The organism is Lentibacillus sp. JNUCC-1 (assembly GCF_009741735.1).
Lineage (GTDB): Bacteria > Bacillota > Bacilli > Bacillales > Amphibacillaceae > Lentibacillus_B.
On the sequence record NZ_WHOH01000001.1, the window covers coordinates 1719969 to 1743650 of the forward strand.

General features: G+C 42.2%; 21 protein-coding genes and 1 pseudogene. 4 read left to right on the top strand and 18 right to left on the bottom strand.

What is annotated here, in order from left to right; translation table 11 throughout:
• Nucleotides 1-106 precede the first annotated feature (106 nt).
• Nucleotides 107-1399, bottom strand: coding sequence for an adenylosuccinate synthase (locus tag JNUCC1_RS07925; RefSeq protein WP_156644871.1), 1293 nt, complete (start codon nucleotides 1397-1399; stop codon nucleotides 107-109).
• A gap of 612 nt (nucleotides 1400-2011) precedes the next feature.
• On the opposite strand from JNUCC1_RS07925, the gene JNUCC1_RS07930 reads away from it, so the two are divergent.
• Nucleotides 2012-3475 (top strand): IS1182 family transposase, encoded by a 1464-nt coding sequence (locus tag JNUCC1_RS07930; protein ID WP_156644872.1) that lies wholly within the window; start codon nucleotides 2012-2014, stop codon nucleotides 3473-3475.
• 235 nt (nucleotides 3476-3710) lie between these two features.
• On the top strand, nucleotides 3711-5195 hold the full coding sequence (locus JNUCC1_RS07935) for an IS1182 family transposase (RefSeq protein WP_156644873.1): 1485 nt from the start codon (nucleotides 3711-3713) through the stop codon (nucleotides 5193-5195).
• A 428-nt stretch (nucleotides 5196-5623) separates the two neighbouring features.
• Here the strand turns inward: JNUCC1_RS07935 and dnaB are convergent, their stop codons facing one another.
• The 4 genes from dnaB to JNUCC1_RS07955 form a co-directional block, all read right to left on the bottom strand.
• A complete protein-coding gene (gene dnaB / locus JNUCC1_RS07940) occupies nucleotides 5624-6994 on the bottom strand; it encodes a replicative DNA helicase (RefSeq protein ID WP_156644874.1) in 1371 nt (456 codons plus the stop codon).
• Between the two features lie 66 nt (nucleotides 6995-7060).
• Complete coding sequence (gene rplI, locus JNUCC1_RS07945) at nucleotides 7061-7507, bottom strand: 50S ribosomal protein L9 (protein WP_156644875.1); 447 nt, start codon at nucleotides 7505-7507, stop codon at nucleotides 7061-7063.
• Nucleotides 7504-9474, bottom strand: a complete 1971-nt coding sequence (locus JNUCC1_RS07950; protein WP_156644876.1) for a DHH family phosphoesterase — start codon at nucleotides 9472-9474, stop codon at nucleotides 7504-7506. The genes rplI and JNUCC1_RS07950 overlap by 4 nt, the downstream gene beginning before the upstream one ends.
• Nucleotides 9475-9551: 77 nt before the next feature.
• The gene (locus JNUCC1_RS07955) at nucleotides 9552-10499 is read right to left on the bottom strand and encodes a YybS family protein (RefSeq protein WP_156644877.1); all 948 of its coding nucleotides are present in this window, start codon (nucleotides 10497-10499) and stop codon (nucleotides 9552-9554) included.
• Nucleotides 10500-10742: 243 nt separating this feature from the next.
• Between JNUCC1_RS07955 and JNUCC1_RS07960 the strand changes: the two genes are divergently transcribed.
• On the top strand, nucleotides 10743-11249 hold the full coding sequence (locus JNUCC1_RS07960) for a DUF1189 family protein (RefSeq protein ID WP_197431671.1): 507 nt from the start codon (nucleotides 10743-10745) through the stop codon (nucleotides 11247-11249).
• A gap of 52 nt (nucleotides 11250-11301) precedes the next feature.
• Here JNUCC1_RS07960 and rpsR read toward each other — a convergent pair whose 3' ends face one another.
• The 6 genes from rpsR to JNUCC1_RS07990 all read right to left on the bottom strand — a co-directional run bounded on the left by rpsR (nucleotide 11302) and on the right by JNUCC1_RS07990 (nucleotide 15171).
• Complete coding sequence (gene rpsR / locus JNUCC1_RS07965) at nucleotides 11302-11532, bottom strand: 30S ribosomal protein S18 (protein WP_156644879.1); 231 nt, start codon at nucleotides 11530-11532, stop codon at nucleotides 11302-11304.
• Between the two features lie 56 nt (nucleotides 11533-11588).
• The gene (gene ssb / locus JNUCC1_RS07970) at nucleotides 11589-12071 is read right to left on the bottom strand and encodes a single-stranded DNA-binding protein (protein WP_156644880.1); all 483 of its coding nucleotides are present in this window, start codon (nucleotides 12069-12071) and stop codon (nucleotides 11589-11591) included.
• A gap of 16 nt (nucleotides 12072-12087) precedes the next feature.
• Nucleotides 12088-12378, bottom strand: coding sequence for a 30S ribosomal protein S6 (gene rpsF, locus JNUCC1_RS07975; protein WP_156644881.1), 291 nt, complete (start codon nucleotides 12376-12378; stop codon nucleotides 12088-12090).
• Between the two features lie 146 nt (nucleotides 12379-12524).
• Nucleotides 12525-13625, bottom strand: coding sequence for a redox-regulated ATPase YchF (gene ychF / locus JNUCC1_RS07980; protein WP_156644882.1), 1101 nt, complete (start codon nucleotides 13623-13625; stop codon nucleotides 12525-12527).
• 238 nt (nucleotides 13626-13863) lie between these two features.
• Nucleotides 13864-14061: a DUF951 domain-containing protein gene (locus tag JNUCC1_RS07985; protein ID WP_156644883.1), complete on the bottom strand. Its 198-nt coding sequence runs from the start codon at nucleotides 14059-14061 to the stop codon at nucleotides 13864-13866.
• A gap of 90 nt (nucleotides 14062-14151) precedes the next feature.
• The gene (locus tag JNUCC1_RS07990; protein WP_156644884.1) at nucleotides 14152-15171 is read right to left on the bottom strand and encodes a YkvI family membrane protein; all 1020 of its coding nucleotides are present in this window, start codon (nucleotides 15169-15171) and stop codon (nucleotides 14152-14154) included.
• 104 nt (nucleotides 15172-15275) lie between these two features.
• Between JNUCC1_RS07990 and yyaC the strand changes: the two genes are divergently transcribed.
• Entirely contained in the window at nucleotides 15276-15887 is a 612-nt protein-coding gene (yyaC, locus tag JNUCC1_RS07995) for a spore protease YyaC (RefSeq protein ID WP_156644885.1), read from the top strand.
• A gap of 625 nt (nucleotides 15888-16512) precedes the next feature.
• On the opposite strand, the pseudogene JNUCC1_RS08000 reads toward yyaC, so the two are convergent.
• From JNUCC1_RS08000 to rsmG, 7 genes and pseudogenes are all read right to left on the bottom strand, one after another.
• Nucleotides 16513-17222, bottom strand: a pseudogene (locus JNUCC1_RS08000) (DUF554 domain-containing protein).
• Nucleotides 17223-17253: 31 nt separating this feature from the next.
• The gene (locus tag JNUCC1_RS08005) at nucleotides 17254-18408 is read right to left on the bottom strand and encodes an aminotransferase class V-fold PLP-dependent enzyme (RefSeq protein WP_331713663.1); all 1155 of its coding nucleotides are present in this window, start codon (nucleotides 18406-18408) and stop codon (nucleotides 17254-17256) included.
• A 232-nt stretch (nucleotides 18409-18640) separates the two neighbouring features.
• A complete protein-coding gene (locus tag JNUCC1_RS08010; RefSeq protein ID WP_156644886.1) occupies nucleotides 18641-19867 on the bottom strand; it encodes an ISL3 family transposase in 1227 nt (408 codons plus the stop codon).
• A 177-nt stretch (nucleotides 19868-20044) separates the two neighbouring features.
• The gene (locus JNUCC1_RS08015) at nucleotides 20045-20881 is read right to left on the bottom strand and encodes a ParB/RepB/Spo0J family partition protein (protein WP_156644887.1); all 837 of its coding nucleotides are present in this window, start codon (nucleotides 20879-20881) and stop codon (nucleotides 20045-20047) included.
• Complete coding sequence (locus JNUCC1_RS08020; protein WP_156644888.1) at nucleotides 20862-21635, bottom strand: ParA family protein; 774 nt, start codon at nucleotides 21633-21635, stop codon at nucleotides 20862-20864. The genes JNUCC1_RS08015 and JNUCC1_RS08020 overlap by 20 nt, the downstream gene beginning before the upstream one ends.
• A 222-nt stretch (nucleotides 21636-21857) precedes the next feature.
• Nucleotides 21858-22703 carry a nucleoid occlusion protein gene (noc, locus tag JNUCC1_RS08025; protein WP_156644889.1) on the bottom strand — a complete coding sequence of 282 codons (846 nt, stop codon included), beginning with the start codon at nucleotides 22701-22703 and terminating at the stop codon, nucleotides 21858-21860.
• A 253-nt stretch (nucleotides 22704-22956) separates the two neighbouring features.
• A complete protein-coding gene (rsmG, locus tag JNUCC1_RS08030) occupies nucleotides 22957-23673 on the bottom strand; it encodes a 16S rRNA (guanine(527)-N(7))-methyltransferase RsmG (RefSeq protein ID WP_156644890.1) in 717 nt (238 codons plus the stop codon).
• Between the last annotated feature and the right edge of the window lie 9 nt (nucleotides 23674-23682).

The following is a 23682-nucleotide window of genomic DNA, read 5'->3' on the forward strand; positions in this document are numbered from 1 at the left end:
AAATAAAAGACCACCCCGGTTTTGAGGTGATCTTTTCGACATATTTCGAGCTTTTTCAACATGTTTATTTACAATTAGATTACAAAATATTACAGGGTATTTCGACCTACTTTGAGCTATATACACTGCGAACGACATTCGTCTGAGTACGGTCTGGACCCACGGAAAAAATCGACAACGGGATTTCGGACAGTTGTGAAACCCGTTCAAGATAATGCCGTGCATTTGCCGGCAGCTCATCAAGACTTGTGACTCCTGTAATGTCTTCTGTCCATCCCGGCAGTTCTTCATAAACCGGTTCACATTCAGCAAGAACATCAAGACTTGCAGGGAAATGATGAATCACTTCACCTCTATAACGATAAGCCACACAAATCTTCAACGTCTCAATGCCTGTTAGCACATCGAGTGAGTTCAATGACAGATCTGTAATACCGCTCACCCGGCGTGCGTGTCTGACCACCACACTGTCAAACCAGCCAACACGGCGTGCACGACCTGTTGTGGTCCCATACTCACGGCCTACTTCGCGGATTTGCTCACCTGTCGCATCGTTCAGTTCAGTCGGAAATGGACCATCCCCGACGCGTGTGGTATAGGCTTTGGTCACCCCGACAACATGGTCAATCTTCGTCGGACCGACACCCGAGCCGATCGTAACCCCACCGGCAATCGGGTTTGAAGACGTAACAAACGGATACGTGCCCTGATCAATATCAAGCATCACACCCTGTGCCCCTTCAAACAACACACGACGTCCTTCATCCAAGGCATCATTAAGAACAACAGACGTATCACAGACATACTGTTTTATTTTCTGCCCATATTCATAATAGGTTTCAAAAATCTCATCTATATCCAATGCAGGTGCATCATACATTCTTTCAAACAGGCGATTCTTTTCTTTAAGATTCTGCTCCAATTTCTTGTAAAAAGCATCCTTATCAAGCAGATCGGCAATTCGAATTCCGACTCTGGCAGCTTTGTCCATATACGCAGGACCAATCCCTTTTTTTGTTGTGCCAATTTTGTTGGCGCCCTTCTCCTCTTCCTGCAGAATATCAAGCTTAATATGATAAGGTAATATCACATGGGCCCGGTTACTCACAAAAAGGTTGTCCGTATTTACACCATGGCCATGCAAATAGTCCAGCTCTTCAAGAAATGCTTTCGGATCGATCACCATTCCATTTCCCAGAACACACCGCTTATCACCGAAAAAGATCCCTGATGGAATCAAATGCAATTTATATGTGTTTTCCTCGAACTTGATCGTATGACCGGCATTATTTCCGCCCTGGTATCGTGCCACGACTTCTGCATGCTCTGACAAAAAGTCGGTAATCTTTCCTTTTCCTTCATCGCCCCACTGTGTTCCTACTACGACTACTGAGGACATGACGCACCTCCAAGAATTTCGTTTAATATGTGTTTATCTTAATCCACCACTCAGTTTACCAATTTGACACCCCTGCGTCAACCATAACACGAACATAATATTGCTTTTAAAGTTTAATGTTCGTGTTTTGACATATTATTAAATGTTTTTTCAGAGGTATTGTTCCTATGCTGATTGTAAAACTTTATCACAGCTAAAGTGTGACAGCTGTTCAACAAACCCACTTTCACAGTGTCTTCTTTGCTGCAAAGGGATATGTCGACGTTGCCCGCAAAGGGCGGTTTTAGTCGACCCTTCTTGATGTAACCCTGCGAAGTCTTTGGACTCGTGCTATTCCTGCAGTCACCCATGTATCGCAAAAGCAGCTATACACCACAATGTCCTCTACTTCCCTCTGCTCCAATCACTCTATTTAATTCAGTGGCTAGAGCGGTTCTACTCACATACGAGTTAGGGAATACCCTCTCATACCAAGCTCGGGGAAAACACGGAGACTCCTGTGGGAGCAAAAGAGGCCACTGAAAAAGTCCTCTAAATATCTAGGTAGGAGGTGATTTATAATCTGCGATTGCTTATAATGAAAATAATAAAAAAGAAAGTGGGAGATCGTAAATGTTAGCAAGTCAACAATCCTTAAACATTAGCTCCTATACGGATCTCTACGAGATCATTATTCCTAATGATAATTTTCTCCGTCGCATCAATGAGCTAGTTGATTTTAGTTTTATTATAGAGGAATTAAAAAATAAGTATTCTCATAATAATGGACGAAATGCGGTCTCCCCTATTCGAATGTTCAAATACCTACTGTTGAAACGTATTTATGATCTATCAGATAGTGACGTTGTAGAACGCTCAAGATATGATATGTCCTTTAAATATTTTTTGGAAATGGCTCCTGAGGACCCAGTCATTGATTCGAGTTCCTTAACAAAGTTTCGCAAATTGCGTCTCGAGGATAAAAATATGTTAGATTTACTTATTAATAAAACCGTTGAAATCGGGATAGAACAAGGTGTACTCGAGAGTAATATATTAATTGTGGATGCCACACATACCGCTTCTCGAAACAATTCTAAATCAGCCAATGACTTTTTAAAAGAGAAAGCGAAGCTGGTGCGTAAAGCTGTATATGGGTTTGATGAATCTATGAAAGAAAAATTTCCAGTCAAACCTTCTTACGATGATATTAATGAAACAACTGAGTATTGTGAGTCTCTAATCAAGACGATTGAACAAGAACCGGAAATCAGCAACATGCCGACTGTGAAGGAAAGAATAAATCTATTAAAAGAAGTCTTGGATGACTGCGAACATCAAACAGTTCTTTCGGATGACCAGGATGCCCGCACAGGGCACAAGACATCAGATAGTTCATTTTTTGGTTACAAAACACATTTGGCTATTTCAAGGGAGAGAATTATTACAGCTGCATCAGTTACTACAGGAGAGAAAAGTGATGGTAAGTATTTAAAAGAACTCGTACAAAAAAGCAAAGATGCTGGCATGAAAGTAGATACAGTTATTGGAGATACTGCATACTCTGGAACGAATAACTTAAAGTTAGCAAAAGAAGAATCGTTTCAATTAGTGTCCAAACTGCATCCGGTTATTACAAATGGAAAAAGACACGATACTGGGTTTGAATTTAATAAGGATGCAGATATGTTTGTATGTCCGGCAGGACATTTAGCAACAAAAAAGTTATACAAGAATAGAAAAAATCGAAATGCCCAATTAAAGTTTTACTTTGATGTGGATAAGTGTAAAACTTGTCCTTTACGGGACGGATGCTATAAAGATGGAGCCAAAACCAAAACGTATTCTGTTTCAGTGAAGTCAACGGAACATAAAGATCAGGAGGCTTTCCAGCAAAGTGAAGCTTTTAAAGAAATAGCAAAAGATCGATACATGATTGAGGCTAAGAATAGTGAATTGAAAAATAGGCACGGATACGACAGAGCCGCATATTCGGGTTTATTTGGCATGGAATTGCAAAGTGCGGCGACGATATTTGTAGTTAATTTAAAAAGAATAATGAAGCTGATAGACAAAAAAGAGCAAGCTTCTGAGTAATAGAGGAGCTTTTTTTCTTTTTACTGCGAAAAAAAGCTCCGTTTTTTTGTTTTATTTTTCTTGTTTCGCTCTTCCTAAAAAAAGAGGGTGATTTTCAGTGGCCTCGAGCAAAAGCCTAGGAGTCTGTCCGACGGAATGAAAGTATTACCAGATAAATGGGTGGAATGCCGAACTTTCATGTATAATTAATATTACAAAGTGAAGATTGAACGGAAAAAGAAAGGGGCATTCCACCATGGCACCATTTAAGCCTTATTCAGTGGAGCAAGGAGAGCTAATCCCGACGTATTTTGGGGATTTGATTCCTTCTGATCACCTTGCTCGCACTGTTAACGACATTGTTGATGAACTAAATATTTCTCATATGACAATTCACTATAAAAATCGTGGTCAAGAAGCTTACCATCCGAAGATGTTGATTAAGATTCTCTTTTATGGCTATCAAACGGGTGTGTTTTCATCCCGTAAATTGCATACGGCAATTCAAGAAAGCATTCCCTTTCGCTGGCTGGCCGGTGGCCAGAAGCCTGATCACCGCACTATTAGTGATTTTCGAAAAAACAACATAAATAATTTGGCCCCTTTATTTAGTCAGGTTATTCTAATCGCTAAAGAATTAGGTCATGTATCCATGGCACATGTAAGCATTGACGGTTCAAAGTTCAAGGCTAATGCTTCAAAGCACAAAGCGATGACACGCGGCTATATGAAAAAAGAAATTAAGCGTATGGAACAGCTTATTGCCGATCACTTGAACGAAGCCCAGCTGCAAGATGCCATCGAAGATGAACAAACGGAACCCACAAGTCGAGGTATACAAGATCATCAAAAGCGCCTGGAAACGATCAAGGAAGCATTACAAAAACTAGAAGAACGCAAACCTGAATCAGCTTTAGCAACAGCTGACAAGGATCAGGCTAATTTTACGGACGATGATTCACGAATTATGAACACCCGGACACAAGGCGTGATACAAGGCTACAATCCACAAGTTGCAGTTGATTCAGACCGTGGCTTTATCGTTGGAATGGCCATGAGTAATAATTCCAGTGATCAACAACAGTTTGAAAATGTCTTATCCTCTATTCGGGAGAATATGGGTGCCATGCCAGAGATTGTTACAGCAGATGCCGGTTATTTTAGTGCAGCCAACATTCAACAAGCCGAAACCTATGGAGTAGATGCCTATATTGCAGCAACCAAAGAAGGCAAACAAAATGGTAATCCTTATGACAAGTCGAATTTCACTTATGACCAAGAGCAAGATACTTATATCTGCCCTATTGGTCAAAACATGGTGCTTAAAAAAGTTAAATACCGCCATCATGAGACCAGACCTACAACATGGATTTATGAAGGTCAAGCATGCTTAGACTGCCCCTTTCAAAGTGAGTGTGTAAAATCTAAAACAGGCAAAAGAACTATACAACGTACAGAAGCTGATCCAATACGTGAAGCTATGAGAACGAAAGTTCAAAGTGACGAAGGGAAAGACATTTACAAGAAACGTAAAGCAATTGTAGAGCCGGTGTTTGGGCAACTGAAAGCGTGTCAAGGCTTTCGGCAATTTCACCTCCGCGGAAAAGAAAAAGTTTCGGGTGAATTTGTGCTGCTTGCGTTGGCTCATAACCTTAGGAAGCTTCATTTTCTTAAGCATCCAAAAAACGTGTTAAAGCAAACAAGGGATAAGTCTGTCCAAAATCTGAAAAAGTTATCATAAAGGGCACGGATAAGGCTGGATTTAAACACTATTCACTTCAAAATAGCGTTTTTTTGGAGAAATATGCTCAAAAAGTTAAATCTGACCCCTTAAATAACATTCCGTCGGACAGACTCCTAGATGAGACCCCACAGCGCGGTATAGGGGAAGGAAGGCTAAAACCGCGACGTCCTGTCGCAACGCCTTCATGACCCACGTCCTGTGGGCCCGAGGCTCATCAGCGCCCACTGGACGCGGAGTGTTTTCCCCGAGCGATTGCCAGAAGCATTTCTAAACTGTCAAGTTATCTAATACTATTCAAGAAGCGTTTAAGTATTAATTAAGTGGCTTCCCGGAGAGGAGATCACGATCTTATCGTTTAGTTTGTTCATCAGATCCAAAAAAATCCGAACTGATTTGTTGTCTCAGTTCGGATTGTTTCATGTGGATCATGCGTGTGCTGGGGCTGGGATGTCGCTTTCGCTGTAGCGATGGTCGAGGTCGACGAATTTGTTATATTCTTTAACAAAGGCCAATTCGACTGTACCAACAGGACCGTTACGCTGTTTGGAAATAATGATTTCAATGATGTTCTGCTTCTCAGACTCCTGATCGTAATAGTCGTCTCTATATAAGAAGCCAACAATATCAGCATCTTGCTCAATACTGCCTGATTCTCTGAGGTCGGACATCATCGGCCGTTTGTCCTGACGAGATTCAACACCACGTGATAGCTGGGACAAAGCTATGAGGGGCACTTCTAATTCCCGTGCCAGTGCTTTAAGGCTTCGGGAGATTTCGGAGACTTCCTGCTGGCGGTTCTCACGTGAGTTCGCACTGCCTTGGATCAATTGTAAATAGTCAATGACAATCATGCCAAGGCCATGTTCCTGCTTCAACCGGCGGCATTTTGACCTAATTTCATTCACACGGATACCAGGCGAATCATCGATAAAGATGCCGGCATTGGACAAGCTTCCCATCGCCATCGTCAACTTGCCCCAGTCCTCTGCTTCCAGACTCCCTGTACGAAGACGCTGGGCATCGATATTACCTTCCGCACACAACATACGTGACACCAGCTGATCAGCCCCCATCTCAAGACTGAAGATGGCCACATTCTCCTCTGTATTAATCGCCACGTTCTGAGCGATATTCAAAGCAAAAGCCGTCTTACCTACTGACGGACGGGCAGCGATAATAATTAAATCATTGCGCTGGAAACCTGATGTAATCTGGTCCAAATCACGAAACCCGGTTGGTACACCGGTGATGTCTGCGTTATTATGATGGAGCATTTCAATATTGTCATAGACATCAATCAGAACATCTTTTATTTCTTTAAATGCGCCGGTGTTTCTGCGGCTGGAAACGTCAAGGATGTTTTTCTCAGCTTCGTTTAAAATGTCTTCAACATCGTCTTCTTTTTCATAACTGGTTGAAACGATATCGGTTGCCGTCCGAATCAGCCGGCGGAGCAAAGCTTTCTCCTCAACGATCTTGCTGTAGTATTCGATATTGGCCGCAGTCGGCACACTTCCGGCAAGATCAGACAGATACGAAACCCCGCCTGCCTCATCGAGTGTTTTCTCGTTGGCAAGTGCAGTGGTCACAGTTACAAGGTCAATGGGTTCACCACGATCGGTCAGCTTGGTCATCGTGTCAAAAATACGCTGGTGGGCTGCACGGTAAAAATCAGCAGGCAACAGACGTTCAGCGGCTGATGAGAATGCTTCCGGTTCAAGAAAAACGGCACCCAATACGGCTTGTTCTGCTTCTATATTATGCGGAGGTGTGCGATCACTCCATGACTCATTCATGTATATTCCCCCTCTCCCAGAGGCTCTGCCCATTCGTCATAAGAGAAGGACCTTAATGAAGGTCCTTTACTCTGCAACCACTTGCACCTGAATCGTGCCGGTCACCTCATGATGCAATTTAACCGGGACGCGTGTATGTCCAAGTGACCGAATAGGTTCATCCAGTTCAATTCTCCGTTTGTCAATTTTATATCCGTAGTCCTTTTTCAGGGTATCGGCGATATGTTTATTGGTAACAGAGCCGAATAATGTACCGCCTTCCCCAGACTTGGCTTTAACTTTAACAGTCAGATCAGCGAGTTTATTTTTAAAATCAATGGCTTCATCTTTTTCTTCCTGTTCACGCTGGGCGTTTTTCTTTTTCTTGGCATTGAGGGCATCCAGGTTGGCTTTTGTCGCCTCTTCAGCCAGTTTGTGTTTCAAGAGATAGTTGCGGGCATAGCCATCTGCCACATCTTTCACTTCACCTTTTTTACCTGTTCCTTTTACGTCTTTCAGAAAAATGACTTTCATGTTTCGTCTCCCCCTTCAAAATAATCACTGAGCAGATCTTTCAATAAGGCTTCAGCATCTGCAATTGTTGTGTCTTCAATTTGCGTTGCGGCATTGGTCAAGTGGCCGCCGCCATTCATTTGTTCCATAATGACTTGCACATTAACCCTGCCAAGTGACCTTGCGCTAATGCCAATCCTGCCGTCTTTTCGTTCAGATATGACGAAGGATGCTTCAACACCTGACATGGTCAACAAGGTGTCAGCAGCTTGGGCAATCAAAATTGGATTGTACGTCTTGCCTTCTTCTCCTTTGGCAATGGCAACATTATCATGGGACATATCCGCAGTTTCAACGAGCCTGCTCCGTTTGATATAAAGGTCAAGATCCTCTTTGAGAAACTGTTGGACCAATATTGTATCAGCGCCCTGAGATCTCAGATAAGATGCCGCATCAAATGTTCTGGACCCCGTCCTGAGGGTGAAGCTTTTCGTATCAACGATAATGCCTGCTAGGAGTGCAGTCGCTTCAAGCATTTTGAGTTTAAGTTTTTTCGGCTGGTATTCCAGCAGTTCAGTTACCAACTCAGCCGTGGATGATGCATAAGGTTCCATATAAACGAGGGTCGGGCTCTCGACGAATTCTTCTGCCCGGCGGTGATGATCGATCACCACTTTGTTATCTGTTTTGTTCAGAAGCCGCGGATGAACGACCATAGAAGGTTTATGCACATCAACCACAACAATCAGACTGTCTGATGTTGTAAGGTCTTCTGCTTCCTCTGGGGTGACAAAATACTCCCAGACATCCTCATCCTGTTTGACCGCTTCAATTAAACGGTGGACCCCTGTGTCATTATCATCTGGATCAAACACAACATAACCGTTCACATCGTTAGCCCGGGCAATATTGGAAACACCTATTGCTGCCCCAATCGCATCCATGTCAGGCATCTGATGCCCCATTATGATCACATTATCACTGTCTTTCACAAGTTCACGCAAAGCATGTGAAATTACACGGGCACGTACTCGGGTGCGTTTTTCCATTGGATTTGTTTTGCCGCCATAGAAGCGAACTTTACCCGACTCGTCTTTAATGGCGACTTGGTCACCACCGCGTCCGAGCACAAGATCAAGGCTCGACTGTGCAAGTTCTCCAAGTGCCGGAAGCGGTATCCGGCTCGCCCCCACACCTATACTGATCGTAAGCGGAACGTTTTGTTCGGTATCGATATTACGTACTTCATCCAGAATATCAAACCGGTTTTTCTCAAGTTTCTCAAGAATCGCTTGGGAAGCAATCGCGAGAAAACGTTCCTGTGATGTCCGTTTCAGATAAAGACCATTCTCATGAGACCAGTTATTTAAAAGAGCCGTAACCTGAGAATTCAGCTGACTTTTACGGGTGTCTTCCATGTTTTGAGTGATTTCATCATAATTATCGAGATATATTACGGCTAAAACCGTCTGTTCTTCTTTAAATTTCTTCTCAATATCAACTTGTTCTGTACGATCGAATAAATAAAGCAGACGTTCTTCTTTTTTAATCGTTACTTTAAATACATAGTCGCCAAACTGAAGCATGTAATCCTCGTCATCTTCAATATGTTCTTTTAGATCCTCAGAAAAGATATTGAGTGATTTCCCTATCAGGGTATCTTCCCCGACAAGGTTGCTGATATAGGAGTTGGTCCATTCAATCATATATTCGTCATTATACAATATAATACCAATCGGCATCTCGAGCAAGGCTTCCTCGCCCACTTTTTTAATACGGGCACTGAGCGTCGAAATATAGCTTTCTGTTTCATATATGAGTGTCTTTTCCACCCACAAACTGTAGTAAATGGATAACCCTAACAAAACGGTCATCACAATGCCAAGCACCCAGTTGAAATACCATATAAAAGCTAACAGACCGATCGATAAACCATAAATCACAAGTAAATGGCTTCCGAGTTTACGTTTTCTATTGATACCAGGCAATCTCATCAGCTCCTGTTTTCCTGCTTTTGGTGAAAGGACTCTGTTTCCGCTGCCTTCCACTTTGTTCTTTAATCGGTCTATTTTTCACGATTTTCCATACGCTCCCTGACCCCAAATCCAATATCGACAATACCGATTAACCGGATAATGTAAAGCATAATAAATGGCAATAATAATGTTACAACGACTGCGACAACAGGGATTGCTTTTGATAGGGATTTCGTATGAGCAAAAAAGAAAATAAACGAAAAGCCCTGCAATGTCAACAACAAGCCAACAAGCATCATAGCGTTATTTGCTGCCAGCAGAATCAGACTATCTGCATCCTGCACAAACAACCCGGCTATAAGTGCAAAAAAGTAGATCCATATAATCGATGTCGGTAAGCGCATGGAACGAAATGGCGGGAATCGATACGTCTTTCGTTCAATACGATTCAGCACTTTATAACTGAGCCACTGGGTGATAAAGGCCATAAAGATCGAAGCAACAGCGAGACCAGCCGGCATATAGTCCGGCAATTGCTTGAATTGCTCTTTCATGGTTTCCATTTGCTGACTCGCTTCTTCGTTAAGCCCAACTGTCGAAACAATCTCTTCTGTCATACTCAGCGACCTGTCAATCAGTTCGTTCGTTTCATCAATCCAATTGACGTCGAACACAAACTGACTGAACACAAATACGAAGGCCAAACCAGCCACAAATCCGATAGTTCCGCTCGCCCATGTTTCGTAAGGGGTAAGTTTTTTGCGGAGGGCGACACCGATCATAATGCCGCCAAATGCTGCTGACACAGCAACTGGGATTGCGACTAGCGTGCCAAATAATAAGGCTAAAATTTGTGTAACTGCAAACATCAAGCCGACAGCTTTCAGGTCATACCTGGCTGCATACACCACGAATGGAATCGGCAAAGCGATGTTGGCAAATATGTTTAAGACGGGAATAAACATAGCAACGATTAACAGTGCAATGAAAACAGCACTCATCATTGCCCCGTCTGCCATTTTCTTTGATACATTCACGACTTCGGACACCTCTGTTACCCTGTTCAGGGCACTTTGTCTAAACGCTTCATTACTCTATGATAACATGATTTCCGGTTTAATTGGTGTATGATCTGCCAGAAATAATTTCCCGGGCAATAATCGACAACTTTCATTTCGTTTTGATATGTTCATTGCATCATAAGCACCTTACAAGCAGTCTTGCTCTTTTTCAGTTATAATGGTCGGTATGCGAACATTAAACTCAAAAGGATGATGGCAATGGTGCTCTGGCACACCTTCATACATAGTCTTAAGCTGCCAAGCAAACAAGCGATGTTTAAATTAAACCGTACCGGCATGGATATGGCTGTGATCTATATGCTAATTCTCATTTTCCTGAGCTCCATACCAACAGCTGTTCATATGCTCACATCAGGTACGAATGAAGCAGGAATAAATATTGCGTTTTGGCTCGTCTACTTTTTCTTTATTTTTTATCTGCCGATCACTGTGGTGGTCTTTCTAGCACTGACACTATTGGCCTACATCGGAACTCTAATCGCTAAACTCCTGAATAGAAAACTCAAATTATCCCTATTATGGAAAATGAGCGCCTATGCCAGTACGATTCCGGCACTTGCTTATACACTTTATGCTTTTATATTCCCGCTCAACTTATATATCATGTGGCTCATGATCGCATTTATAATGATCTACCTCGTCAAAATGATTACCGTTTATCCAAAACGCAAAATAAAGAAACCGCATCCCTCTCATGACCGATAAATGAGATAAGGAAGGCCCCCAATGGATTGAACCATTGAGGGCCTTCTGCTTATTATTCTGCGGTATACGGCAATAAAGCCATTTGTCTTGCGCGTTTAATTGCTTTTGTCAATTTACGCTGATATTTTGCAGATGTTCCAGTTACACGGCGAGGAAGAATTTTTCCACGCTCAGAAATGAAACGCTTCAGCAAATCCACGTCTTTATAGTCAATGTGCGTAATACCGTTCGCTGTGAAATAACATACTTTACGACGTCTTCCACGTCCACGACGAGCTGCCATAGTTTACGCCTCCCTTTTTCATGAATTAAAAGTTCAAGGTTTGTTTAAATCATCAGTTAGAATGGCAAGTCATCATCAGAAATGTCGATTGGCTCTCCTTCATCCTGAAAGATAGAATCTTTTTTCTGCTGATTTTGCCCTTGAGACTGATTTTGTCCCTGATATTGGTTCTGGTTCTGCTGGTATCCTGATGCACCTTGCCCGCGATTTTGTGAAGAGCCTTTTGGTTCCAGGAATTGTACACTGTCAGCTACGATTTCCGTAACGAAAACAGTCTTCCCATCCTGGGCTTCGAAAGTCCGTGTCTGGACGCGTCCATCGACACCGACCATGTTGCCTTTTTTCATGTAGTTTGCCAGGTTTTCAGCTGGTCTGCGCCAAACGACACAGTTGATAAAGTCTGCTTCACGTTCGCCTTGCTGATTGGAAAAAGGCCGATTTACTGCAATGGTAAAATTGGCTACTGCCACTCCGGATTGTGTATAACGTAGATCAGGATCCTTCGTTAATCTGCCGACTAAGACGACACGATTCAACATCAGAACCACCCCTTATTTATTGATCTTCTTCGCGAATTGCCATATGACGGATAATGTCATCGGTGAATTTCGCCTGACGATCGAACTCATTGATTGCATTCTCGTCGCCAGAGAAATTAATAACAACATAATGTCCATCACGATAGTCGTTAATTTCATAAGCAAGACGTTTCTTGCCTTTATCATCAACTTTTTCAACTTCCGCGCCGTTGTCAGTCAGCACTTTGTTAAACCGCTCAATCAAAGCAGTTTGTGCTTCCTCTTCCATGTCCGGGCGGATGATGTACATGATTTCATATTTTTTCATCCGTTACACCTCCTTTTGGTCTTGGCGGCCCCTTTTATTTAAAAAGGAGCAAGGAGCAATTAAATATCATTACTCACATCGATTGATTATATCAAATCTGATATAAAAACACAACAGTTTAAGGGATCCTGTCATTTGTTTTTGTTTTACACATTAAACCGGAAATGTATGACGTCACCGTCTCTTACCACATATGCCTTGCCTTCTAAACGCACTCTGCCTTTTTCTCGTGCGACTCCCATCGATCCAGCTTCAATCAGATCATCATAGGAAACCGTCTCGGCCCGGATAAAGCCCCGCTCAAAATCTGTATGAATAATGCCTGCTGCTTGCGGCGCTTTCATGCCGATTCGAAATGTCCAAGCACGCACTTCCTGCTCACCTGCTGTAAAAAAGGTGCCTAAGTCGAGTAAATGGTAGCTTGCCTTTATCAGCTTGTCCAGACCAGATTCAGCAATCCCAAGCTCTTCAAGGAACATTGCTTTTTCTTCAGCGTCAAGTTCAGCAATTTCTTCTTCCACTTTCGCACTGATGGTTATGACTTCCGAACCCTCTTTTTCAGCATGCGCTTTGACAGCTTGGACAAAGGCATTGGCTTCGGGCTCAGAAACCTCTTCCTCACTTACATTAGCCACATATAACATCGGCTTGGAGGTCAACAGATGCAAACCTCTTACAATAACGTATTCTTCATCACTGAATTCAAGGGCTCTTGCCGGCAGCTCGGACTCGAGACCTTCCTTCAATTTCTGCAGCACATTGTACTCAGCTGCTGCATCTTTGTCTTTCTGTCTGGCCAACTTTTCCACTCTCTGGTGCCGTTTAGCCACCGTTTCCATGTCTGCCAAAATCAACTCCAGATTAATGGTTTCAATATCATCAATTGGATCGACTTTACCAGAGACATGGGTAATGTTCTCATCTTCAAAACAGCGCACAACCTGACAAATCGCATCGACCTGTCTAATATGAGATAAAAACTGATTGCCCAGTCCTTCACCCTTGCTGGCACCTTTTACAATACCAGCAATATCCGTAAATTCGAACGTGGTTGGGACTGTTTTTTTCGGATTCACAACTTCTGTTAATTTATTTAAGCGATCGTCGGGAACTTCCACAATCCCCACGTTTGGATCAATCGTTGCAAACGGGTAATTTGCAGCTTCTGCCCCAGCTTGGGTAATCGCATTGAACAATGTTGATTTGCCGACATTGGGCAGCCCGACAATTCCTGCTGTTAAAGCCATAAAACTTTCAACTCCTTAAGGTTACCATTCATATGAACGCGTTGGTCATACCAATTATAGAGTCAACCGCCCCATTTGACAAGAAATGAAAAAGCAAAAATAGCCCCGTTGCAAAAGCCATTTTTGCTTTTTTAGCAGCAATTCCTCTATTTTGTTTCAAACAGAAGCTTCAAATAGTCATTTCACATCTGTTAGGCAAAAATTTAACCTATTTTTGAATTTGTAATATTAAAATAAATTAACCTTCTGCTTTTTCCAAAATGGTCTTCATTTTTTTCGTAAAGTCACGACGCGGAATCATGACACTGTGCCCGCACCCCAGACATTTAATGCGAATATCCATCCCCATGCGAATAATCTGCCAGCGATTCTCTCCGCATGGATGCGGTTTTTTCATTTGAACAATATCATTCAATTCAAACTCTTTATCTGCCATCAGTCTTTCCTCCCTGATCCACTCACTGTGTTCACCTTCTTAAATTCTATAACAAATTCACTTAATTTGGAAGCTTGCAGATCATGGCTTTTATTTCTTAGCCGTTTTATACCATAACGGAAATAAAAGCAGTCGTGTCAGCACATAGAGATTTAATAGTCCATATATAGGATAAATGTACCCAATTAAAGTTGAAAAACCGAGCATTGTCAATGGGAGCATCGCTAACAACAGACCTGTAACCAGAAGCCACAACGGCAGTCTGACTCTGTTTGCCATTCGTGTGACCAGCCCCATAATGCCAGATGCAGCTGTGGTAAATATGGCAAACCACAGCAAAACAGACATCAGCAATAGCATATGAAAGGAATAATGTTTAAGTATCGCAAACAATGGAATCTCATACAATAAGAGCTCTTCAGATATCTGAATCAAGCTGCTGTTATAGATGAACGAAATCGTTCCAAGGATCAGCCCACTTCCAATCCCTGCGATCATAATTTCTTTTTTAGATTTAATTTTAGAACCAATTGCCCCTAATACCGCAATGAGCGGCAATATATTTAGCGCTGTAAAAGGAAACGCAGCTGTCCAGTTGCTCTGTTCATGCCAATGGGAAAAGAGCATTAATTCCTGGTCATGCGTGAACTTTAACAACACATACAGCAGTCCACCCAAAAGCAGTGGCAATATATAACGATTAATGGCAATCAATCCGTTAATATCATTCAAAAACAACACAATCAACGCACCAACCATAACGATGATACCTGTCCAATAGGAGAAATTAAATGCCTGAGCCGTCGCCCCACTCCCCGCAATCATCACAACAGTGGTTGTAAACAAATAAATAAAAATCATAATATCATAGATTCGTGTCATTCGTTTCCCGACAATCATCTGCAAAACCGGATAATATTGCGTCGAACGCTTTTCATGACTGACCAGCATAATTACAATGCAACTTGTTGAAAAAAAGATTGCAAACAATAATATGGCCAGTCCGCTTTCATGCCCAAAGAACTGCCACAGCTCCTGTCCGGAAGCATATCCTGCTCCAATCGTTGTTCCAATGATTAAAAACATCCAGCTTAAACCGCCCCGCATCATCTATGACCCCCAGATTCAAGTATGCTCGTACATTTTTCAGATTGATGTATAGAAAGCTTTTTTTATCCGTATACTTATATCAATATGTATGTGGAGGCAAAGCTATGAATCTCGGGAAACAAATACAGGAGAAAAACACTTATGTGCGAATTCAACATACAGATCCCCAGGCCATTACCACCATAGCCCGGACGCTGCTTAACTGGACACCTACAACACCACGGGAATATGTTGTGGTGTTTGTTGGGACAGACCGTTCCACGGGCGATGCCCTCGGGCCGCTTGCCGGTTCTTACTTAGCAGACCTAAAGCCAAGACACCTTACCATTTACGGCACTTTGCACGAGCCAGTGCATGCCATGAATCTTAACGACTATAACACCCTTATCCATCAGCAACACCGAAATCCTTTTATCATTGCAGTCGATGCCTGTCTTGGGAAAACCTCCTCCATTGGGACCTTGATTGCAGAAAAAGCATCTTTAAAGCCTGGATCAGCGCTAAATAAGGCACTCCCGGAAATTGGAGATATTCATCTGACAGGCGTTGTAAATATAGGCGGTTTTATGGCCCATTCTGTTTTGCAAAACACAAGACTTTCCATTGTATATGACATGGCTAAACAAATTGCAGCTATTTTTGATATGCTCGATCGCCAATTAACACACCTCACCCCACCCGCTGTTGTAAAACGATCTGACAATCAGACGGGTTAACACAAAAAAACGACCTTCCAATACGAAAGGTCGCTAAGACATAACTAAACTATTCCATTATATTTAAAACAGATGCCTCCCCTGCGCAGTTAAACCAGTCAATGAAAAGTAGACACAAACTCCGAACCAGAAAAAACTTGGCTATACTCAAGATGAGAGTGTCGTGATTTCCGCTTTAGGGAGTCGCTTTAACTTTATCACAGTTCAAGTGCGACATCTGTTCAACTAACCTACTTTCACAGTGTCTTCTTTGCCAAGAAGCCTGCAGGACGCAGGTCGTTCGATGTTGGCGCAGGACGCGCCGGTTTTAATCGAACATCCCCTGATGCCTCCTTGCTCCTGCAAGGGATATATCCACGTAGCCAAAGAAAAGCATCTTTGCCCGGTTAGCCCCGACAAGCTTAAGAAAGAATTTGGAGTGGCGGTTTATGCCACAGAGTATTCTTTCTTAAGACAAAGATGCTGGACAAAGGGCGGTTTTAGTCGACCCTCCCTAGTCACAAGTTAGTTCGCATTTTATGGAAATAATGCTTTGTGAACTACTCCCCACTTCGCTGTGCTTGAAGAAAGAATCTTTTTGGCTAAAAAATTAAATAACACCCATCTTTTCGGAGGATGGTTTTGTTTAAAACAAATAATAAATGTAATAAATGATGGCCACTAACACAAGGGATGGTAGCAGGTTCCCAATTCGAATCTTGGTGATTTTCAAGAAGTTCAAGCCAATGGCGAGGATCAATACACCACCTATGGACGTCACTTCAGCAATCAAACCGTTCAAAAACGCCTCAGGCACCCATTTTTCGATTTGTGTTGCGAGCAAAGTAATGGTCCCCTGATAGAGCACAACTGGGATGAATGATAATAAGACACCACCTCCGAGTGTGGTCGTCAACACCAGTGCGGTAAAGCCGTCCAGAACACTTTTAGTCAGCAATACTTCATGATCACCTCGGATGCCGCTGTCCAGTGAGCCGATAATCGCCATTGCGCCAACACCGAATATGAGAGTTGCTGTGACAAAACCTTGTGAAAAGCTCTTGCCCCTTCAGTCGTGGAGCGGGCAAATCGATTCGCACACCAATTGCCGATGCGGTCCAGCCACTCTTCCACTTTTAAAAACTCACCTATCACACCACCGAGCAGCATACTCAATAACACCACAATGATAACCTCTGTTTTGAAGGCCATCTGCATACCAATCAAGATCACGACCAAACCGATGCCATGTGTAACAGTTTCTTTCACCCGATCGGGGATCTTTGAAAAAAACATTCCCAGTAAACTGCCTAAAATAATACATAACCCATTCACAATGGTCCCAAATAAAACCATAGCATCTCCCCCATTCGTAAGCGAAAGGGTTCTACTGCTCCTTATATGCTGCTGCAATATCACCAAGCGCTTGTATAAATGTATCCGTTTCTGTTTCTGTATTATATACGCCAAGGCTCGCCCTGACAATACCTGTTTCAAGTGTATTTAACACCTCATGCGCAAGTGGACTGCAATGGAGCCCTGCCCTTACTGCGATATCATAATGGGAATCCAATATCATTGCGACCTCTTGAGAATCCACACCTTGAATGTTAAACGCAATAATTGGTAGTTCCATGTGCTCTACTTCTGGTCCATACACAGTAACATTTGACAGTTGCTCCAAAGCTGAACGAATCTTTCTAGCCAAGATTGTTTCACGTGGAACAATTTCCGTTTGTCTCTCTTCATAGGCATTGAGTGCAGCATAAAGCCCTGCAATCCCAGGTATGTTTGAAGTGCCGCTTTCAAATTTCTCAGGCCACACTTGAGGCTGTTCTGGGGTCTCGGAATGATGGCCTGTACCCCCGTGAAGAATTGGTTCCAAGTCAATATCCTCTGCAACCAAAAGCAAACCCGTTCCCTGGGGCCCCATTAATCCCTTGTGACCAGGCATGATGAGCATGTCAATTCCTGTATCAGTCATATGAATTGGAAGATGTCCTGCAGTCTGAGAGGTATCAACCACTACGGTTATACCATGTTTTTTTGCTATATGTGCAGCCTTTTCAATAGGCAGAACAGTACCAGTCACGTTCGATGCATGTGTAAGCACCAATAATTTTGTAGTTGGCTTGATCGACTGTGTGATCTTGTCGAGCAAGCTCACATTATCTCCTGACCATTTTAAAAAGGAGAGCTCAATGCCCTTAGTGCGTGCCAAATGGTTTAATGGTCGACGGACAGAATTATGTTCAAAAGCTGTCGCAATCACATGGTCATTTTGCTGTAAATCAAATCCTTTTAATGCCTGATTAAGGGCAGTTGTTGCATTTGCAAAGAAAAGTACATGATCCGCTCTGGAACATCCAAATAAAGAAGCAGCCTTACGACGCGCTTTAAGCATGATTTCACCTGTTGCTTGTGCATTTCTATGTACTCCACGCCCCGCATTCCCACCGAGTCCATGCATGGCATCTACAACTGCATCAATCACAGCTTGGGGCTTAGGATGAGATGTTGCTGCCTGATCAAAATTAATCACAGAGCACCACTCCTTCCATTAAACTAAAAACACCTAACTAAAATTCAATATGATCATGCTTTTATTTGTGCGTGTTATACTTAGCTGGACCAAAAATTAAACTAGCGCGTTCTCCTGTTCGATTTTAATGCGTTTCACACGAGCCGTTGAAACACACGCCCAAATTCTACAAAGCCTAAAAAATAGGTTCTAAGTCAAATGTTGGGGTGGGCACTTAAATGCCCACTCCTATTTATGCCACTCGAGTATTAATACGCTTGTATTGATGATGTAATAAAATTCTCATACGGAAGCGATCGAAACGTTGAAACCCAAAAGCGTTACGCTTAATAACTTTCGTCTGATTGTTTAGACCTTCAATATAGCCGTTGTTAAGATCAAAGGCAAAACTATTTATGATTTCCTTTTGCCAGTTTTGCAGGGTTTCAATTGCTTTTTGGAACTCCACAACTCCGGAAGACCTGACCAGATCATAAAATTCATATAAGCGGTCTTTGATCACCTTTAGGTGATCAGCCCCTAAAGCTTTCGCTTCCTCAAACCAATGCCGATAAGCTTCTTTTAACTGGTATGCTTCTCTTAAGTAATCTGATTGACTTAAGTAATAATCCAAATACCAACGTTGTTTAGAAGTTAAATCCTCCGGCTTTTTGTGGAAGGCATGTTTCATACGTTTACACTTTTTCCTGTCATAATCTATAAATTCCTTTTGAACCTTTATTCTTACCCGTTCCAGTGCCCAATGGATATAGCGGCAAAAATGAAACCTATCAGCTATTACAATAGGCCCGCCTAACGCCTGGTCTACAGCTGCTTTAAACGATTGACTCATATCCATTACGACTTTATTAACCTTCTGTCCATGGTGGTGTAAATAAGCCTTGAGCGTATCCTTTTTACGGTCGGGTAAAATATCAAGTGTTCTTCTGTCGACTGGATCTGCAATAATGGTTTGATACTTTTCTCCACCAGCATCTCCTTTATACTCATCAATCGCAATAGTGGAAGGTAGTTCCTTTGTTTCGTTAAGCATGCTGGATCCAATGGCGTCAAAACGTCTCATCACGGTTGTAGGAGACGTCCCCATTCGTGCAGCGACATCCGCAAAATTCTTTCCATGAATCACCTCAAGACCCATTGCTTGTTTAAACTCAACTGATTGTCGTTGATAACGCTCAACGAGAGGGTTATCTTCAGGGAAGCCCTTTTTAGGGCAATCAGAGTGTTCGCATTTATACCGACGCTTACGATAAAAAATGTAAGTGTGTCTTGTAAACATCTTGGTATGCTTAACTTTTTGCTTACGATAGTCATGAACTTTATTTGTCCACCTGTGGCACACAGGACAGCGATGGGGCTGGATTTTAAGCTCCACATGGATATGAACGCAATCTTCAAATTGAAGGGAGTTAGTAATCACAAACGCTTCAAATCCTGGTAGGTGTATGTTATTATTCAATTGCACGCAGCTCCTTTTTTGGTTTGTTTGGTCTAAACAAAGTGTAACAAAAATAGGAGTTTGCGTGTTTTTTCATTTGGAATTTTTTAAAACCCCAACATATATTGTAGAGCCAAAAAATAAAAGGCGCAATGCAGGTGTGGTGATGCAGCAGCATTGCGCCTTTTGACATTTCACTTATTGGCCCAGAACCTCTATCAGACGATCAAGGTCATCGTCACTGAAAAACTCTATTTCGATTTTACCTTTTTTCTTACCTCGATTAATCGTTACAGCAGTTCCCAGGCGGTCTCGTAAGACAGATTCACGTTCCTGGATGAAAATATCCTTCTTTTGTTTCGGTTTTTCTTTCACAGGAGCTGAGTTGGCTTTGGTAATCAATTGTTCAACCTGGCGCACATTAAGTTTTTCCAACCTGATTTTATTGACAAGCGGCTTGAGTTTATCTTTATCTTTAAGACCTAAAAGTGCACGACCATGGCCCATACTGAGCTCCCCATTGTTAATGTGAGCAACAATTTGATCTGGCAAGGTAAGCAACCTCACGATGTTGGCGATATGCGACCTGCTCTTACCTAGTCTTTGTGAAAGTTCTTCTTGAGTGATGTTCAATTCGTTCATTAAATTGGAATAAGCATGTGCCTCTTCAATCGGTGTCAGATCTTCCCGCTGCAGATTCTCAAGCAGCGCAAGTTCCATCATCTTATCATCGGTCAACTCTTTGACAACGGCAGGAACTGTTTCCAGACCTGCTTCACGGGCTGCTCGGAAACGTCGTTCACCGACGACTATTTCATAGCCTTTGATACTTTGTCTGACGATAAGCGGCTGAATGATACCATATTCAAGGATGGATTCTTTTAATTCCTCGATTGCATCTGCATGAAAAGTCTTTCTCGGCTGATACGGGTTTGGCCGGCACTGATTAATTGGTATATCTTGAACCGTGTCAGAGTCGTTTTGTTCTATATCTGTAAAAATAGCATCTAACCCTCTACCCAACCTTCGTGTCATTCCTCATCACTTCCTTAGCTAATTCAAGATATACTTCTGCACCTTTTGACTTTGCATCATAAGCCATAATAGGTTTCCCGTGGCTTGGTGCTTCACCTAGTCTCACATTACGCGGAATAATAGAGTTATATACTTTGTCCTGGAAGTACTTCTTCACTTCTTCAATCACCTGAATCCCCAGATTTGTACGGGCATCCAGCATGGTGAGCAATACGCCTTCAATCGCCAGGGACTTGTTTAAATGTTTTTGCACAAGCCGAATGGTATTCAAAAGCTGACTCAGTCCTTCCAATGCATAATACTCGCATTGCACAGGGATGAGTACGGAGTCTGAAGAAGTGAGGGCGTTGATGGTTAGAAGTCCAAGTGAAGGCGGACAATCGATGATAATGTAATCATAGTTGTCTCGTATCTCATCTAATGCCTTTTTTAAGCGGATTTCTCTCGAGATCGTAGGCACAAGTTCAATTTCAGCTCCCGCCAATTGGATGGTAGCCGGAATAGCGTCGAGGTTGGCCACTTTTGTTGGCACACAGACGGCTTCTGCTGAAAGACCTTCTACTAAAATATTATACACACATTGATCCATATCGGCTTTATTGATTCCGACCCCACTTGTGGCATTTCCCTGAGGGTCTATATCCACTAAAAGGACTTTTTTATTCATTTGAGCCAGTCCTGCACTCAGATTTACAGCTGATGTTGTTTTGCCGACGCCACCTTTCTGATTGGCTATGGCGATTGTTTTACCCATTTTGGCACCTACCTCTTACAATATAAATCTATTTTATCATGTTTTGTCTTAAAAGCTCGTAAGATCCTACAAATTTAATCTATGTTTAATATTAAAAGCTTTGCATGTGTTATATTTTATCATCTGTATCTCATGAATTAAACCAACGGCATCATCAGACAAATGAAAACCCATCTCCTGCATAATAAAGATGGGTTTGCGAATCCGGGATTAATAAAGTAATTATTTCTTTTTTGGTATTCTAATGGTTATTTGATAATAATCGTCAAGATCTTCTTCATTTGATTCCACATCTACACCGGTATCAGAGACCATGTTTAACGATTGACGGATGGTGTTCATCGCAATACGAATATCTTTGTTGATGCCCTTGAGTTTAGGGCGTTTCTTCTTTTTGGTTTCAGATTTTGACTGAAGCTGAGCAATATAAGCTTCCGTTTCTTTAACGTTCAGCTCTTTCTCCTTAATAACACTGAGCACTTTGGACTGCTCTTCTTCATCGTTCAATTTAATAAGTGCACGGGCATGTCTTTCAGTGATTTCTTTATTTAACACAGCTGTTTGTACATCAACCGGTAGTTTAAGCAGTCGTAACTTGTTCGCAATGGTTGATTGATTTTTGCCAAGGCGTTGGGCGAGTGCTTCCTGTGTTAGTTCGTGAAGATCGATGAGCTGAGCATATGCTTTTGCTTCTTCAATCACTGTCAGTTCTTCACGCTGCAAGTTTTCAATCAACGCTACTGAGGCTGTCTCAGTATCTGTCATTTCTCGTACAATTCCGGGGATCTTATCCCATCCAAGCAATTGTACAGCGCGCCATCTCCGTTCACCTGCAATAATTTCATATGTTGTTTCGCCAGATTTCCTGACCACAATCGGTTGAATCATACCATGCGTATGAATCGTTTGAGATAGTTCTTGTATCTTTTCTTCATTAAAAATTGTACGAGGCTGATACCTGTTGGCATGTATATCAGCAACAGGAATTTCAATCACTTCGTCAGAGGACATTAGAGAGTCATTTTGTTCCTGTTTATCTCCTGAGCTAAAAATTCGATTGAACATCATTGACACCACCTTTCATTCACCTTTTAAAACGAATGTTCCACGTGAAACATTTTCTATATGTTAGACCCGTCAATGATTGTTAACAGACACGGAAAAACGTGTCATTATGTACAAAGCACTGCAACATGTCAGCTACTGTGCTATGTGGCAATGCTTCTATTTTATCATATTTAATCTGAGAAAGGGAGTATATTGCAAGAAAATCCAGTTGTGACAATAATCGACATGGTGTATAAATCGTTTACAGCACGTTTTACTCGAGTGGCTGCTTATTCGGTGTGCCTGGTTTTCTAGGGTACTTTTTAGGTGTTTGGCGAACTTTATCAATGGTGATGATTGTCCGTTCACTGTCTTCGCTTGGCAGATAAAATGTATGAACATCCTTCAGGCTGCCACCAAGTAACTCTATGGCATTGTGCGCTTCAGCCATTTCTTCTTCACCTTGGCTGCCTTTCATAGCAATAAACGTTCCATTCTTTTTAACCAAAGGCAGACATAGTTCACTCAAGACCGACATGCGCGCAACAGCGCGTGCCGTTACAACGTCAAATGTTTGACGGAATTTTTGATTTTTTCCAAATGTTTCTGCGCGATCATGATAAAATGCCACACCGGTTAAACCAAGCTCACTTGCGAGATGGTTTAAGAAACCGATGCGCTTTTTTAAAGAATCCACAATCGTGACAGCGAGATCAGGGAAACAGATTTTCAGTGGAATGCTGGGAAAACCGGCCCCTGCCCCGACATCACAAATTGTTTTTTCACCGTTTAAATCTACATAGAAGGCAGCTGTTACAGAATCATAGAAGTGTTTTAGATACACATCCTGTTCTTCGGTTAAAGCTGTTAGATTCATTTTTTCATTCCATTCGACCAGAATCCGGTAATATGCCGCAAACTGGTCGATTTGTTGCTGGTTTAACGTGATGCCTTTTGCTTGTAATGCGGAAACAAACTGTTCAGGGTTCAAAGCACAGTC